Raw genomic sequence first — 15,872 nt, 5'->3', positions numbered from 1 at the left:
TCAAATCTTACATCTAAATAAAAATTCCTACTGCAAGGTCAATCAGTTTTATACCGATAAAAGGTATCAGTACACCACCAAGCCCGTAGATTAATAAGTTACGGCGCAATAAAGCGCTGGCGCCTATCGGTTTATACTCAACGCCTCTTAAAGCCAATGGTATCAGCAAGGGGATGATGATGGCGTTAAAGATCACCGCCGACAAGATAGCTGATTCCGGGCTATGCAGATCCATGATGTTCAATGCTTTTAATGCCGGTATAGATACCATAAACAAAGCGGGAACAATAGCAAAGTACTTAGCCACATCATTAGCGATAGAGAAGGTGGTAAGCGTACCGCGGGTCATCAGCAATTGCTTGCCTATCTCCACAATTTCAATCAGCTTGGTTGGGTCGTTATCTAAATCAACCATATTACCGGCTTCTTTAGCTGCCTGGGTACCGCTGTTCATGGCCACACCAACATCGGCCTGGGCCAAAGCAGGGGCATCATTTGTACCATCGCCCATCATGGCTACCAGCTTACCGCCTTGCTGCTCTTTCTTGATATAGTTCATTTTATCCTCAGGCTTAGCCTCAGCAATAAAATCATCTACACCAGCTTTTTCGGCAATAAATTTGGCTGTAAGTGGGTTATCACCTGTAACCATCACCGTTTTAACACCCATCTTACGTAAGCGGTCAAAACGTTCGGCAATGCCTGGTTTTATAATGTCCTGCAATTCAATTACACCCATTATCTGCTCGTTTTGTGATACTACCAGCGGGGTACCACCGTTTGAGGAGATCTTTTTAACATTATCCTCCACCTCAACCGGGAATTGATGACCGGCTTTAAGCGCTATGTTACGGATAGAATCAAAGGCGCCTTTACGGATGCGTAAGCCCTCTGGCGTATCCAATCCGCTTGAGCGGGTTTCGGCAGTAAATTTGATGAACACCGAGTTTTTAGGCGCATTTACCGATGGTACTGTTTTATCCTGGCTGGCCAGTTCAACAATTGATTTACCTTCGGGAGTTTCATCAGCGAGCGAACTAAGCACACAGGCTGTAACAAAATCTGCAGGTTTTATGCCATTGGCAGGGTAAAAGTTGGTGGCCTTACGGTTACCAATGGTGATGGTACCTGTTTTATCTAACAGTAAGGTATCCAAATCGCCGGCAGTTTCAACAGCCTTACCCGATTTGGTGATCACATTGGCACGCAGAGCCCTGTCCATCCCGGCAATACCGATGGCCGATAACAGCCCCCCGATAGTAGTAGGGATTAAACAAACAAAAAGCGAAATAAAAGCAGCAATGGTTATAGGGGTATTTGAATAATCGCCAAAAGGTTTCAGTGTAACGCACACTATAACGAAGATGAGCGTAAAACCGGCCAATAATATGGTTAAGGCGATTTCGTTTGGCGTTTTCTGGCGTGATGCACCTTCAACCAAAGCGATCATCTTATCTAAAAAGCTTTCTCCGGGCTGAGTAGTTACCATTACCTTAATCCTGTCGGATAATACTTTGGTACCACCTGTTACAGAGGATTTATCTCCGCCCGATTCGCGAATCACCGGGGCCGATTCACCGGTAATAGCCGATTCATCAATGGTAGCAATACCTTCAATGATCTCGCCATCGGTAGGGATGTTATCGCCTGTTTCGCAGATAAACACATCGCCTTTTTTTAACTGGCTTGACATTACCCGTTCTTCCTTACCATTAACAAGTAGGCGGGCAGGTGTTTCTTCGCGGGTTTTGCGCAGGCTTTCGGCCTGAGCCTTGCCGCGTGCTTCGGCAATAGCCTCGGCAAAGTTGGCAAACAATACAGTTAATAACAGTACTATAAATACAGTAAAGTTATAGGCAAAACTACCCTGACCTTTATTAGCAAAGGAAAATATAGTAACGATGAGCATCACCATTGTACCTATCTCCACGGTGAACATCACCGGGTTGCGGAACAGGATGCGTGGATCCAGTTTGATGAAAGATTGCTTAAAAGCTTCTTTCATTTGATCGCCCTGGAATAATGTATTTGAGGTTTTCATGATTATTTAAATTGTAGCCCCCTCTAAATCTCCCCCTAAAGGGTTAGGCTTTTGATTTGCATCTTTTTTTAAAGCCCTCCCCTTCAGGGAGGATTTAGGTGGGGTGGTTGTTGTTTCTATTTTAGTGAAAAGTGTTCGGCAATTGGGCCTAAAGCAAGTGAAGGGAAGAATGATAGTGCAGCGATAATTATAATTACCGCGAAGATCATCACACCAAAAGTTGAAGTATCACTCTTAAGCGTTCCGGCAGATTCCGGTATGAATTTCTTGTTGGCTAACAACCCTGCAATGGCCAGCGGACCGATGATTGGCAAAAACCTGCCCAGCACCATTACTATACCAGTGGTAACGTTCCAAAAAATGTTACCGTCGCCCAAACCCTCAAAGCCAGAACCATTGTTGGCTGCCGAAGATGTGTACTCGTACAACATTTCAGAAAAACCATGGTTACCCGGGTTGTTTAACCAGGCGGATGGTTTTACAGCCCAATCTGCGCCGGGCATGTGAACAATTACGTAGGATGATATGGCCAGGCCAACAAGTATAATGAACGGGTGTAATAACGCGATTAATGAAGCGATCTTCATTTCGCGGGCCTCTATCTTTCGGCCCAAAAACTCCGGTGTTCGCCCCACCATCAAGCCCGAAATAAATACGGCGATGATGATGAAGATGTAAAAGTTTAAAATTCCTACACCACAACCACCATAAAAACAGTTCACCATCATGCCCATCATCATCATTACACCTGATACCGGCATGGCACTATCGTGCATGGAGTTTACAGAACCTGTTGATATAATGGTGGTCATGATGCTCCAGTAAGCAGAGTTAGCCGGACCAAACCTTACTTCTTTACCCTCCATGGCACCGGTTGGCTGACTAACGCCCATATGTGCAATAGCCGGGTTACCATTCAGTTCTGCATTCATGGTTGGGATAAGCAGTAATAGCATCCCGAGGGTCATCACACCAAAAATTACGTACGAGAATTTTTTCTTATTGAGATAAAAACCTAAGGCAAATACCAAAGCGATGGGAATTATACATTGTGCTACCAGCTCGGTAGTATTGGTTAAATAGTTAGGGTTTTCAATAGGATGGGCAGAGTTGGCACCAAACCAACCGCCACCATTTGTACCCAGGTGTTTTATAGCTACCAGGGCAGCAACTGGTCCGCGCGATACATGTACGGTATCGCCTTGCATGCTTATAAAGGTATCCTTACCGGCATAGCTGGTGGTCATGCCGTTAAAGGCAAAAATAACAGCTATAACAAATGATATAGGCAATAATATACGGGTAATGGATTTTACAAAATAATCCCAAAAGTTACCCAGCTTATCTGTCACCTTATCTTTTAATGCCCTGAATAATACAATCAGCGCGGCAATACCTGTGGCGGCTGATACAAAGTGCAGAAACATAAACACAAAATGTTGTGTAAAGTAGGTAGCGCCACTTTCGCCCGAGTAATGCTGCAGGTTACAGTTCACTAAGAAGCTGATGGCTGTATTAAAAGCAGTATCCGGCGATTGACCGGGGTTACCGTCGGGGTTAAGTGGAAGATGCCCCTGGGCCATTAAACAAACAAATGCATAAATAAGCCAAACGCTGTTGATAGTAAGCAGGGCAAATAAATGCTGTTTCCAGTTCATTTCCCTTTTGGTATCAATACCGCTGAAACGGAAAATGAAGCGTTCAACAGGGGCCATAAAATCAAGCCATGTTTTTTCGCCTTTAAAAATACGGGCGATGTAACGGCCCAGTGGAATGGCGATGGCAAGCGTGAGCAGGTAGGTAAATACTACACCTGAAATTTCAGTGTTCATGGTTTTAAATAATTAAAATTTTTCGGGTTTAAGCAGCACGTACACCATGTATATAAACACGGCAATGGCCACAATGAATAATGCGATCATGGTGATTAAATTTTTTCGAAGTAATTAACTGATTTGAAGAAGATCCAGAAGATGGCTATGAAAGTCACCACGTAAATAACAATCTGTAAAACATCCATATTATTAGTTTTTGCAGAAGCCTTTACCAAGCGGATGCCAATAAATGCCAAAGCAGTACAAACAATTGAATTACAGCAATTTAATAGAAGCCAGTGTTTTTATGACAGGTTGATAGCTTAAAAAACGGCTATCATTTTGATAGGTGATTATCAATGTGGGAGATAATAGTGAATGGAGAATTTAATTACTCTGGTCTTACCCTTTAACTCCAGGGAAACTCCCTTTTTAAGTTAATTCAGACCTTCGCCATCATGAGCTCTTGGGTATTCTGTTGCGCAACAGGTGAAACAGTAAAAAATACTATTTACATGAAAATCAACACTTTAATAATTGTCATAAAATCGAAAACGCAACAAAACCACAACAGCAGACGAAAAAGAGCAAGAGATCATAGAGCCGAATTCCGCCTTCGGGTCAAAAAGATGCAATTAAAAATAACCGGCATCTTCCCAGCCCTTTTTTATTTCCCCGCCTAAAATACAATCTTGATACTTGACACTAATCTCGGCGTTGCCTGCGGCCCACGCTTTCCGCTCATACTGCACGGGCCTTAGGCGCATGGCAGGTATCCGCTGCAATCGTTAACGCAAGGATATGCTGTAAATTTGAGCTTTTTGATTTACAATAGTATCGTGATTTGCATGTGGGATACACGCGGCACGTGTGCAGCAGCGGCGGGAATAATAACTATAGCTATTTACCACTACCATCAGACATAATCCAATTGTAAAAGTAATCACATGCTCCGGCCTCCGTATCAAATCTCATCGTTGATCCGGCCGTACCACGCTCACTATAGTAAACTTTCCAAACACCATTTTTTCCGTCAATGCAATATGCTTCATTAGGCAAGCCACCATAAAGTGAATAAGCATCTGGTCTGATGTTTTTGCTTTTTAGAAGAGCTTCTAACTGTTTTCTATCCATTATTGAGCCTTTTTAATATATCCTTCTTTAAGTAAATCTGAGACCGATTTTCCTAATTTATATTGCGTACCCCCTCCTGCCTGAAGTCTAACCGCCGTCCGAATGTCTCTAACTTCGAACGAATTATGCTGCAGTTTGCAAAACCCGCATATATAGCAACGGCACAAGTAGTCTAGAGAATACCTGATATATTAGTTTGAAGTCGGAAGATTAAACCAGCTGTATTAAAAGCCTGTATGCCAAAATAACAAGTTGTTAGCGCTATCTGAAACTACAATAAACTCATTTTGATAATTTCGTCTACCGCGCAAAGACGAAACTGCCGCTGCTAATGTTGGGAAACTACCAATAACTGTTGTATTATTAGCTGACATTTCCTTATATGACGTATTGACCATTTTGATGTATCTTATCTGTATGTCGGAGTGAACGATTTTTTTTGACGTCGTCAAATAAGAAACATCATTATCAATAATGAATCGCGCAGATTGCGATAATAAAGCATCCAACGCAAAAGCAAAAGACTTCACTGACAGCCCGTAAGCCTCTAAATCAATATATGACACTAAAGCATTGGGATTGTGAGCAGCAGAGTGCCTACGCGACCCGGCACTTTGAAAAAACTGGTCCGGAAAAGGGATGGTTTGACCGATTGCTCTTGATATTTCGTTTATATTCACCCAAACATTGCCTACTTTAAAATGTCCTAAAAAACTTTCAATATCTGATTTTCCTAAATTTGATTTATCCCAACCAATGGAATATGGAGATAATTGGTAAGTTGTATTTTGGGTGCTTGAAATTTTTTCCGTTTCCTGTTGAATAAAAAGCTTCCAGTCTTCGCTATTATCCTTTTTTCTCTGACTTAAAACATGAATTCCTTTTAAGGAATGAAAAAGAGTTATTTCTTGAATGCGTTCGGGTAACCTCGAAAAGTCTATGCCTGATGTAGAAATAAGAGCCAAAACTTCTCCAATACGATTTTTAATAAAATCTTCGAGAATATTAAACCCCGTTATAGCGAGACCATTTCTTAGAAATCTGGCTCTTTCATTGTGGTCGATATTTGTTAATAAACTGTCAATTAAAATTGAATGTTGTAAAGCATGATTATAAATCCTAATTCGTTCGATAAACGAATCTTTTGCAGCAGAGATCATACTAGAGATTCAATTTACAATTTTATAAATCAATGCATTCATCGTACCTATACGATATTTTACTCTTTCGGAATTCGATGTAAACTGTCGAATTGAATCTTGAAAACTTGCATCTGTTTCATATTTTAAAACAAATGCGTTCCTAATAGCTTGTTTTTGATCATTAGTAAGTATTATCCCTTTGTCTACAATTAATGATATTGGTACCATTTGCACGTCATAAAATCCTTGAAGGATTAATTTGCGGTGTTGATCTCCATCGAATCTCATAAATGCATTATCACCCCAAATGTCTTTGCAATAATTGATTGTTGTAAGAAATATATTATTTAATCTAGTTATTTCAGTTTCATCTATGATTCTATTTCGATCCATGTATAGATTCATTGCAACATTCATATTTCCTGGGAAATTATACCACAAGTCTCTCAAAGTAAAAAATCGCAATACATATTCAGCATCCACCATTTGTTTATATGGTTTCTCGCTTTTGTTGATTATCTTAAGTTGCCTTCTCAAAAAGTCATTTTCTGATAAATGATATATTAAATCATTTAATGGCCCCCTAAATGCAACATTTCTCACCTCTTGGGGCAGTAAATTATCTCCTCCAGTATTTAATCTCGTAAAGACTTCGTATTTCAAATTGGGATCTGATTGATTAAGAAGAGTAACAACGCGCAAATAAGGTCTAATTGATATTGCATTTTTAAGTTGCGGTGGAAGCTCATCAAAACTATAATTCTCCAACTCGAAAAAACGTTGTAGGTTTTTCAACTTAAGGTTTCTTTTTAAGAATTTATGAATTGCACTTACACGTTGTTTCCCGTCGATGACCGTGTATCGTCCATATTCATCTTCAGCCAAATAAATAGGAGGGACAGGTATATTCAACAGGAATGACTCAATTAAGGCAGATTCTTTAATATTGCTCCAACGTTCCCTTCTCTGGTATCCTGGAGATACGTCAATAGCCTCATTTTCAACCATACTTGCAATCGATTCTAAAGATAAATCTGATGATTGTGTCACTAATCTATTTTGCGATTCAAGAAATTTATCTATGATTTGAGACGTCGGATTTGTCATGAATAAGCTACTGGTTTATGGTTGTTTTGGTAAATATAAATAAAGCCATTGTAATAACTGTATTATCAGTGACTTTCCGAGATAGCTATCTTTCCTATGAGCAAAATACTCTTCCCCCCTTTTTGGCGCAAGGTCTTGTAAAGAGCTCAGAACCGGGAAGACTTGCGCTTGTCTCGCTTTACGGAATATCTTCCCTTCCCGTCAGCAGAACAGCTTCGGGCGAAAACGGGCAAAACAATGCAGGGATTGTGCGGCTGCAGGGCATAGGAAGTTTTTGCAGGTGGGGTGGGCTAAGCGTGTCGGGGCAAAATAATTCCAGCCCAGGTTTTGCGCGTTTTGCAGGGCAGAGGCCTTGTGCGCAAAGAAGCATTTCTGCTGACAGCCATTTTGGTTACTTTTGGGGCTTCAAAAGTAACAGCCCTCCCGCGGCGATTGAGCGGGCCGATGCTGTCGGTTACAACATATTTTCGTTTACTAAACAAACGTAAAGCATAGTTGGCGATTGCCGTACGGTCAACTTTTTTTAGGACGAGACAGTAAAAAAACCATCGCAATTGTATCAGCACCATTCATTTATGCGTAATGATCAATATGAAAACAACACTAACCCTTACCAGAATCTTTTTTAGCTTTTTAGCTACTATTTTAGTATTTGCTTTTTCTGCGTGTAAAAAGGATGTTTCAAGCGGAACCGTTGATATTACCGGAAAATGGGCGAAAACAGGATTCCAGGGGATTGACCAATATGAGTTTAAAAACGACTATACCGTTGAATACAATGCTCTTGCAACAGATTCGGTTACCAAAAAAATAATAGGATACCGCTTTAGAACTAAAGGAAAATACAGTATAAAAAAGGATTCATTAATCATGTTTGATCTTGCAAATTATTCAAACTCAAAACATACTTTTGGTCCGGCAAGTGAACTTTGCCCATTGATGGCTCCAAAAGAGTTGGTTATACCATATCACTCAACGCGCAGAAAAATAAACTTTTACTTTACTTCACCTGTGCGTTTAATGCTGATTGCGTTCCTTCGCCCATTATTTTTAATAAGCAATAGCGAGTACATCGTCCATAAAAGATTGATACTTTTGGATGTTAAGCCGGTATGAAATTACAGTGGGTAGTACCTTTACTCCAACCCGTATTCCTTCAACTTCCTATACAAAGTAGCCACCCCAATATTCAACAGATTAGCCGCTTCGGCACGGTTACCGTGCGTGTGGTTAAGTACCCGCTGTATATGCAGTTTCTCTACGGAAGAAAGATCAAACGCTGATATGGGACTACCTGCCTTTACCTGGTTTTGTTGAACTTCATAAGGCAGCAGGCTTTCATCAAGGGTATTGTTATCGGTAAGTATTACCGCCCTTTCAATTATGTTTTTCAGCTCGCGGATGTTACCGGGCCAGTTGTAGGCTTCCAGTTTGCTTACAAACTCATCGCTTAACACGTTAATCTGTTTTTTTACTTTAAGACCAAAGTACTGCATAAAGTATTCTGCCAGCAACTTGATATCCTTTTTGCGCTCGCGCAAGGGAGGTAAAGTGATCTGAAAAACAGATAAACGGTAAAACAAATCCGACCGGAAATTACCTTCGGTAATTTCTGTTTGCAGGTTACGATTGGTGGCTGCTAATATGCGTACGTTAACTTGGGTTGGTTTGGTATCACCTATTTTTAAAAACTGCTGCGATTCCAGCACACGGAGCAGTTTGGCCTGCAGGTCGTGGTCCAGCTCACCTATTTCATCTAAAAATATGGTGCCGCCGTTGGCCTCTTCAAAAAGACCTTTTTTATCTTTTAATGCCCCTGTAAATGAACCGGCTTTATGGCCAAAAAGTTCACTCTCTAATAATTCTTTTGTAAAAGCACTGCAATTTACCGCCACAAATGATTTTGTATTGCGGTTACTTGCCTGGTGAATGGCTTCGGCAAATATTTCTTTACCGGTACCTGTTTCACCTAGTAAAAGAACGGTAGTATCGGTTAGTGCTACCTTTTGAGCCAGTTTAATTACATCGCCAATAGCGGTGGATCTGCCTATCAGCCTGTCGAAACCAAATTTATCATTCAGCTTACTTTGCAGCTCAATAACAGTTTGCTGCAACAGGGCCTTATCCATGGCCTTGCTTACCAGCGGGATGATTTTTTCGTTATCATCACCTTTGGTTATGTAATCAAAGGCCCCCGCTTTGATGGCCTTAACACCATCGTTAATAGTGCCATAGGCGGTAAGCACAATAATTTCTGTTGCGGGATATGTTTTTTTTATGGTTTCGGTGAGGGTAATGCCATCAATATCGGGCAGCTTAACATCGCTTAGTACAACGTGTATCAGTTCCTGTTGCAGTTTACGCAAACCTTCTTTAGCAGTTGCCGCGGTAATTACCTCGTGTCCTTCCAATTGTAGAATGCGGGCCATGAGATTACGCAGCCGCTCTTCATCATCAATAATTAATAGCTTACCTTTTTGCACTGTTGATGTATTTGTTGATTTGCTTTTGCAAACATATCATTTTCAAATCTTCAAACGGCAAAGCCCTCAACGAAGTTAATCGGCAAATTTTCAAATCAGCTTTTACCACCTTGCCCGGCGCGTTGCACGTATCAGTTGCCTGTGCCTCCTGGCCTCATAATAATCGCTGGTTACCAATATGGAATGAATAACTCCGGGGATCCAGAAAAATAACGTCAAAAATATATTGAGGATAAATGCCCCTATTCTGCCGGTGGTTAATATGGCCAGAGGTGGCATAAAAAAACATAAAAAGTATCTCATGGCTATGATTTTTAAACTAATTATTATTTAGACCATACCCATTACCTTTTGTTACGAAATTAATCTTTGAGGTTTAAGGGCAGTTGCTCGCCAAAAAAAAGAGCTTTAAGTTCAGTAGCATCGTTAGGGTGCATTTTTCCGCCCAGTATCAAACGTAGCTGTCGGCGGCGCAGGGCACCTTCATATAATGCTATCTCATCATCCGTTTGGGGCAGTAATTCAGGCACCCGGGTTTTTTGTCCATCGCCATCCAATGCCACAAAGGTGTAATAGGCCTCGTTGCTTTTTACTTTGGTACCCGATGGGATATTTTGCGCCCATACATCCATCCTTACCTCAACCGAGGTGGTAAACGCACGGGTAACCTTTGCTTCAATGCTAATCACATCGCCCAGTTTTATAGGCGATTGAAATGATACGTTATCCACAGAAGCTGTAACCACAATACGATTGCTATGTTTTTGTGCCGATATAGCGGCGGCAATATCCATCCAGTGCAGCAGGCGCCCACCCATCAGGTTGTTTAATGTATTGGTATCGTTGGGCAATACCAGTTCATTCATGATGGTATATGATTCTTTGGGCGATTTTCCTGTCATACTGCAAATATAGCAAGAATCAGCAAGTTAGGGGGAGAAGAGTCAAGAATCAAGAGTCAGGAATTAAGACTTAAGTTGGTTATCAAAACTTCCGGTCAGGGCTGTGTTGGAGTTGTCTACATAAGTGTTCGGAAAACTTTTCAGTTCCCTCCCAACGGGCTACCGTGTGTACGCAAGTTTGTTAGCATGGCTCTGATTTGGCTAAAGCCTACCGTACTCTTTATTTATCCGCCCCATAAATGGGACGGCAATGAATTAAAGCATTGTTTATCTTCAATTCTTCATTGCCGTTGGTTTCAACCAACGGGATGGAAAGCATATACAAGCATGGCTTTAGTTTAAATAATCAGCATTTTACCACAAATGCTTGTTAATTTATTATACCAACCGAGTGAAAAAGATGTGTACACACAGTAGCTCCAAGTAGAGGATTTTATTAATCTATGAATTTAAACCCTTAAATTTAACCCGATGATATTCGATTTCAGGTTAAAGGTATTTTATACGGTTGCGCAACGGCTAAGCTTTACCAAGGCGGCTAACGAGTTGTTTATCACCCAGCCGGCCGTTACCAAACACATTAAGGAACTGGAACAACAACTTAATGTACAGCTATTTAAACGCAATGGCAACAACATAGCCCTTACTACAGCAGGCAAGATACTGTTACAATATGCTGATAAGATCTTCCAGACCTATACCGCCCTTGAAACCGAACTGGCCCAATTAAATAACCTGGAGGCTGGCACACTGCATATTGGCGCAAGCACCACAGTAGCGCAAACCATTTTGCCCAAAATATTGGCCCTGTTTAAGAAAACATATCCCGAGGTTACCTTCAATTTTATCCAGGCTAATACTGATCATATCTCGCAAATGATCCTTGATGAAAAACTCGATATAGCCATCATCGAAGGTTCATCTCACTCGCCCCAACTCGCCTATTCGCCCTTTGCAAAGGACGAAATTGTGCTGGTGACCAAGGCAAACAATAAGTTATCAAAAAAAGCAGAGATCAGTCCGAAACAGCTATTGGATATCCCATTGGTGCTGCGCGAAGCCGGCTCAGGTACGCTTGATGTGATTTATGATGCACTGGCGGGTGTACAGATCAGCCCGAAAGATCTCAACATCGAGATTCAGCTGGAGAGCAGCATCGCCATAAAACAGTACCTTTTATACTCAGATACAGCCACTTTTCTATCCATCCAATCGGTAGTGAGCGAATTAAAATATAATGAACTTTGTATTATAGATATAAAAGGACTGGAGATTTTCCGCACGTTTCAATTCATACAATTGCATGGCAAAAACAGTAAACTAATCGAGCTTTTTAAACGCTTTTGCCTTGCCAATTATAACTTAAAGTAATCAAGTATTACTTTATATCATTTGTTCCCCACCTTTTTTACCGACAGATTTGTGTACGATAAAACACAATCATGAGCGATAAAAGTACAATTACGAACGATATTAACACGGATATTTGCATTATTGGTGCAGGCCCGGTTGGTTTATTTGCAGTTTTTGAGGCAGGGCTTTTAAAAATGCGCTGCCACCTTATTGACGTGCTGTCCCAGGTCGGCGGCCAGCTTTCTGAGATCTATCCGCATAAACCCATCTATGATATTCCAGGATATCCCGAGGTTACCGCCCAGCAACTGGTGGATAGACTGATGGAGCAGATTGCCCCCTTCCACCCTACTTTTAGCCTGGGCGAAAGGGTAGAAAACCTCACCCGCAATAACGATGGATCATACATTATCCAAACCAACGATAACACTACGGTACATTGCCAGGTGGTAGTAATTGCCGGGGGGCTTGGCTGCTTTGAACCGCGCAAACCAGAGATTGACCGCCTTACCGACTTTGAAGGCCGGGGCGTTGCCTATATGGTTAAAAATCCCGAACTGTTCCGTAACCGTAAAGTGGTTTTGGCCGGTGGCGGAGATTCTGCCTTAGACTGGGCTATTTTCCTGGCTAATGTTGCTGAAAGAGTTACACTGGTTCACCGGGGCGATACCTTCCGCGGAGTTCCAGACTCTGCCGAAAAGGTTTTTGAACTCGCTAAGGAAGGCAAGATAGACCTCATCCTCAAATCAAACGTGGTAGCCTTAACCGGCGAAGGGCATTTGCAGGAGGTTACTTTGTTAGATAGACACAACGAGGTAAGTCACATTGCTGCCGATCACCTGATTCCGCTGTTTGGTCTCAGCCCAAAGCTTGGACCAATTGCCGACTGGGGTTTAAATATAGACCGATCTGCCATTGTGGTAAACACCGTTGACTACAGCACCAACGTTGAACGTATTTATGCCATAGGTGATATCAACACCTATCCGGGCAAATTAAAGCTGATCCTGTGTGGTTTTCATGAAGCCGCGCTGATGGCCCAAAGCGCCTTTAAATATGTTTATCCCGAACAAAAACTGAGTTTTAAATACACCACCGTTTACGGCGTAACCGCCTTTTAATCATGATCAACTTAATTATTGAAGACCGCGAGGGCATTCGCCAGCCGGTTGAAATTCCCGAAGGTATAAACCTGAGCCTGATGGAGGTTTTAAAAGCATCCGAATATGATGTACTGGCTACCTGCGGCGGCATGGCCCTTTGTGCCACCTGCCATATACAAGTACTGGAAGGTCCCGAACAATATTTCCACGCTACCGACAATGAACTTGATATGCTGGATACCCTGCCTAATGCAGATGAACACAGCCGTTTAGCCTGCCAGATGCGGGTTACCGAAGAAATGGATGGTTTGGTAGTACGTTTAAAATAGTATCAAGTAGTTAGTATTCAGACAGCTTCGATGGAGTAAGGACGGGAAGATAAAGGAGCAAGGACGAGACTACCCTGGGAGCGCGATGCACTCCTGTTGACTTATATACTCCACCGGGATCTCTTGTAAACAGGCAAATAAAAAAGCCGCCTCCAATTGATATCGGGGCGGCTTTATGTTATGGTAACCAGGTAATTTATTAATGCCAGAACCGGCTGTTGGTATTATGTCTTCTAAACCTGTCAACAGCTGCCTTTTTGGTTAGCAGCAGCTTGGTTGCTCCGGTTGGGTGCGCGGCCTGGTAAGCCAATACCGATTTAAATGCCATCACCATATCGTAATCCATGGCTACCTGGCCTTTATCAAAAGGCACATTGCCAGCCCTATCCTGAAACCATAAATTCCAGTCGGGGCTACCGGGTGTATAAACCTTCAAACTATCTGAGGTAGGGAACGGACCAGGCAACAGGAACGAGTTAAATGAATCCTGCGCCGGGCTATGGCAACTCATACATGATGACAGTGCAAGGTTGGTATACTTTTGGCCAGTGTTAATATTATAGGCCACCTGTGCAACGGCACCATCATTAGGGCCGCTCAACCGGCCGCCCCACCCTAAGGTTTCTGTGCTATAAGCCGGTGCCTTAGGGTTAACTACGGTTTCGGATAGTTTAGGGTAAGGTGGCGTAAGCGGGCTATTTACACCCGGGTCATCGCCCCACATGGCACCCAGCGGTACCATTTTATCCCAGCCAGATCCAGGGGCATCCATATCATATACAAAGGTAGAGTAAACCCAACCTGTTTTGGGCGATGTTTTACTATCCTTTACAATAACATCCATTTGAAAAAAGCTAACTTTTCTTACCTGGTAGCCTCTTTTAGGGTTTTCTTTGGTGGGTATGGTATCATAAACGCTAAAGGTTTGCGCGCCCTTCATTACCGGCCATTGCGGGTAGTTAACGTTAGAAAAAGCAAACTTTACAATAACACTGCCTTCTTTAAATTGAGCGGCATCATTGGCAAGGTTAACTTTTTGACCGGTTTTACCCCAAATTTGTCCTACCGTATAGGCCGCTACAGAATCATATAAAACCAGGGCATATCCGGCTTCGTCCTCCTTAAGGGTTTTAAACATATTGGCCGGGTTTCCGTTACCTAAGTAAGTGCCCAAAATAGCTTCCCGTTGTGAACCAACCCAAGGTTCATTAAACCAGCCATACTTTGCCGATGTCCAGTTTTTATTATCCTTAAAAAAGGGCAATACATTAGGTGCCACATAGCTTTTCAATGAATCCATGTAAGCGATATAATTTTTATCGGATATGGGTTGCCCGTTCAATGCCTTTTGCCACGAAGGATCAACAACCGGTTTAAACGTTGTAGGATAATCATGACTAAGCGTAAAAAGCGAATCGCTGTATTGCTGTGGCGAGGGTACCGAGTCGCGGTGGTTTAAGAACGCGCCGCTTTGCTTGGTGGTATCTGTTAAAGCGGTTGTTGCCACACCGTCTTTAGATTTGTTGTTGCCGGCGCAACTGTAGCCAATAAAAGCTACTATAACCAGTAAAGTTAGCGTAGCAGAAAAAGTTAATGCTTTTTTCATGTGTGTTTAAAATTTAGGTAAAATGGTATTATTAAGTTCAGATGCGTGATAAATTCAGGGTTTGGTTTTAGTATCAGGCAGATGTTTTACAATTATAGATAAATGTATAGTTAAAAAAATAACCGTCCTACACATGAATGAAAAACAGGTATTTTTACCTGTATAACAGCAGTATAAACACCCCCGTAAAATACTTTTAATTAGCTTATTATTGAAGAGAATTTCCTTTTAGTTAATATATACCCCCTCGCCCAAATAACAAGGTTTTATGGCCTATGAACAAATTGCCGATCTTGCCCCGCAGGAATTTGTAAAGGAAGAAAAATAGGCTCATATTTAAGCTAAAGGCCGAATGTCAAAAGCATAAATCTAAAACACTGGCTATCAATACCATTTATTACTAAACTAAAAACCTAAAATAACAGATGCTAAAAAAAGGCGAACACATTGAAGGCACCCCAGCCGAACTACAGGTATTACTTGACCAGGAACCAGAGGCGATGGAATTTTTTGAAAGCCTGTCAAAATCATACAAACAGGGCTATTGCGATTGGGTAGGTTCGGCAAAGCAGGAAGATACCCGCAAAGTAAGGGCTGATAAGGCCATGATCATGCTGCGCAATAAGCAAAAAACGCTTAAAACATAGGCACAGATTTATCTAATCTTTGATGTGCTTAGCCGGTTCGTCCCCTCAGGGTCTCTCCAATGTTATTAATTTAGGAGAGTGATGGGTTGCTCCAGAGGAGCAAAAGCTTTGTAGAAAAACATAAATAAATTGTCTTTTGCGTGCCAGAGGTACGCTACCTAAGGTTCCGTACCTCTGGCACGGAGTTTCATTTTTGTTTTTTTGCTACAAA

16 protein-coding genes are annotated in these 15,872 nt (G+C 41.8%); 6 read left to right on the top strand and 10 right to left on the bottom strand.

Annotated elements, in window-relative coordinates; all coding sequences use genetic code 11:
* Positions 1–13: 13 nt before the first annotated feature.
* The 6 genes from kdpB to Q0R88_RS12855 all read right to left on the bottom strand — a co-directional run bounded on the left by kdpB (position 14) and on the right by Q0R88_RS12855 (position 7,238).
* Complete coding sequence (gene kdpB / locus Q0R88_RS12875; protein WP_295716669.1) at positions 14–2,041, bottom strand: potassium-transporting ATPase subunit KdpB; 2,028 nt, start codon at positions 2,039–2,041, stop codon at positions 14–16.
* Positions 2,042–2,157: 116 nt separating this feature from the next.
* Positions 2,158–3,873 carry a potassium-transporting ATPase subunit KdpA gene (kdpA, locus tag Q0R88_RS12870; RefSeq protein WP_295716667.1) on the bottom strand — a complete coding sequence of 572 codons (1,716 nt, stop codon included), beginning with the start codon at positions 3,871–3,873 and terminating at the stop codon, positions 2,158–2,160.
* A 12-nt stretch (positions 3,874–3,885) separates the two neighbouring features.
* Positions 3,886–3,963, bottom strand: coding sequence for a K(+)-transporting ATPase subunit F (kdpF, locus tag Q0R88_RS27205; RefSeq protein WP_169611101.1), 78 nt, complete (start codon positions 3,961–3,963; stop codon positions 3,886–3,888).
* A gap of 792 nt (positions 3,964–4,755) precedes the next feature.
* Positions 4,756–4,989, bottom strand: a complete 234-nt coding sequence (locus Q0R88_RS12865; RefSeq protein ID WP_295716665.1) for a hypothetical protein — start codon at positions 4,987–4,989, stop codon at positions 4,756–4,758.
* A 224-nt stretch (positions 4,990–5,213) separates the two neighbouring features.
* Positions 5,214–6,149 (bottom strand): HEPN domain-containing protein, encoded by a 936-nt coding sequence (locus Q0R88_RS12860; protein WP_295716664.1) that lies wholly within the window; start codon positions 6,147–6,149, stop codon positions 5,214–5,216.
* A gap of 9 nt (positions 6,150–6,158) precedes the next feature.
* Entirely contained in the window at positions 6,159–7,238 is a 1,080-nt protein-coding gene (locus tag Q0R88_RS12855) for a DUF262 domain-containing protein (protein ID WP_295716662.1), read from the bottom strand.
* 17 nt (positions 7,239–7,255) lie between these two features.
* On the opposite strand from Q0R88_RS12855, the gene Q0R88_RS12850 reads away from it, so the two are divergent.
* Together Q0R88_RS12850 and Q0R88_RS12845 are read left to right on the top strand one after the other, a co-directional pair.
* A complete protein-coding gene (locus Q0R88_RS12850; RefSeq protein ID WP_295716659.1) occupies positions 7,256–7,726 on the top strand; it encodes a hypothetical protein in 471 nt (156 codons plus the stop codon).
* A gap of 103 nt (positions 7,727–7,829) precedes the next feature.
* Positions 7,830–8,354, top strand: a complete 525-nt coding sequence (locus Q0R88_RS12845; RefSeq protein WP_295716657.1) for a hypothetical protein — start codon at positions 7,830–7,832, stop codon at positions 8,352–8,354.
* A 20-nt stretch (positions 8,355–8,374) separates the two neighbouring features.
* Here the strand turns inward: Q0R88_RS12845 and Q0R88_RS12840 are convergent, their stop codons facing one another.
* The 3 genes from Q0R88_RS12840 to Q0R88_RS12830 form a co-directional block, all read right to left on the bottom strand.
* Positions 8,375–9,721: a sigma-54 dependent transcriptional regulator gene (locus tag Q0R88_RS12840; RefSeq protein ID WP_295716655.1), complete on the bottom strand. Its 1,347-nt coding sequence runs from the start codon at positions 9,719–9,721 to the stop codon at positions 8,375–8,377.
* 102 nt (positions 9,722–9,823) lie between these two features.
* Positions 9,824–10,024 carry a YqaE/Pmp3 family membrane protein gene (locus Q0R88_RS12835; protein WP_295716654.1) on the bottom strand — a complete coding sequence of 67 codons (201 nt, stop codon included), beginning with the start codon at positions 10,022–10,024 and terminating at the stop codon, positions 9,824–9,826.
* 59 nt (positions 10,025–10,083) lie between these two features.
* Entirely contained in the window at positions 10,084–10,623 is a 540-nt protein-coding gene (locus Q0R88_RS12830) for an acyl-CoA thioesterase (protein ID WP_295716653.1), read from the bottom strand.
* Positions 10,624–11,094: 471 nt separating this feature from the next.
* Between Q0R88_RS12830 and Q0R88_RS12825 the strand changes: the two genes are divergently transcribed.
* The 3 genes from Q0R88_RS12825 to Q0R88_RS12815 all read left to right on the top strand — a co-directional run bounded on the left by Q0R88_RS12825 (position 11,095) and on the right by Q0R88_RS12815 (position 13,408).
* The gene (locus tag Q0R88_RS12825) at positions 11,095–11,994 is read left to right on the top strand and encodes a LysR substrate-binding domain-containing protein (RefSeq protein WP_295716651.1); all 900 of its coding nucleotides are present in this window, start codon (positions 11,095–11,097) and stop codon (positions 11,992–11,994) included.
* 71 nt (positions 11,995–12,065) lie between these two features.
* Positions 12,066–13,097, top strand: coding sequence for an NAD(P)/FAD-dependent oxidoreductase (locus Q0R88_RS12820; protein WP_295716649.1), 1,032 nt, complete (start codon positions 12,066–12,068; stop codon positions 13,095–13,097).
* A 2-nt stretch (positions 13,098–13,099) separates the two neighbouring features.
* Positions 13,100–13,408 carry a 2Fe-2S iron-sulfur cluster-binding protein gene (locus Q0R88_RS12815; protein WP_295716648.1) on the top strand — a complete coding sequence of 103 codons (309 nt, stop codon included), beginning with the start codon at positions 13,100–13,102 and terminating at the stop codon, positions 13,406–13,408.
* A 199-nt stretch (positions 13,409–13,607) separates the two neighbouring features.
* On the opposite strand, the gene Q0R88_RS12810 is transcribed toward Q0R88_RS12815, so the two are convergent.
* Positions 13,608–15,014, bottom strand: coding sequence for a hypothetical protein (locus Q0R88_RS12810; protein ID WP_295716647.1), 1,407 nt, complete (start codon positions 15,012–15,014; stop codon positions 13,608–13,610).
* Positions 15,015–15,439: 425 nt separating this feature from the next.
* Between Q0R88_RS12810 and Q0R88_RS12805 the strand changes: the two genes are divergently transcribed.
* Complete coding sequence (locus Q0R88_RS12805; protein ID WP_295716645.1) at positions 15,440–15,661, top strand: YdeI/OmpD-associated family protein; 222 nt, start codon at positions 15,440–15,442, stop codon at positions 15,659–15,661.
* Positions 15,662–15,872: the final 211 nt, after the last annotated feature.

It is taken from the genome of Mucilaginibacter sp. (assembly GCF_025362475.1).
In the GTDB taxonomy this organism is placed as follows: Bacteria; Bacteroidota; Bacteroidia; order Sphingobacteriales; family Sphingobacteriaceae; genus Mucilaginibacter.
This window is presented reverse-complemented; position numbering and strand designations above follow the sequence as displayed.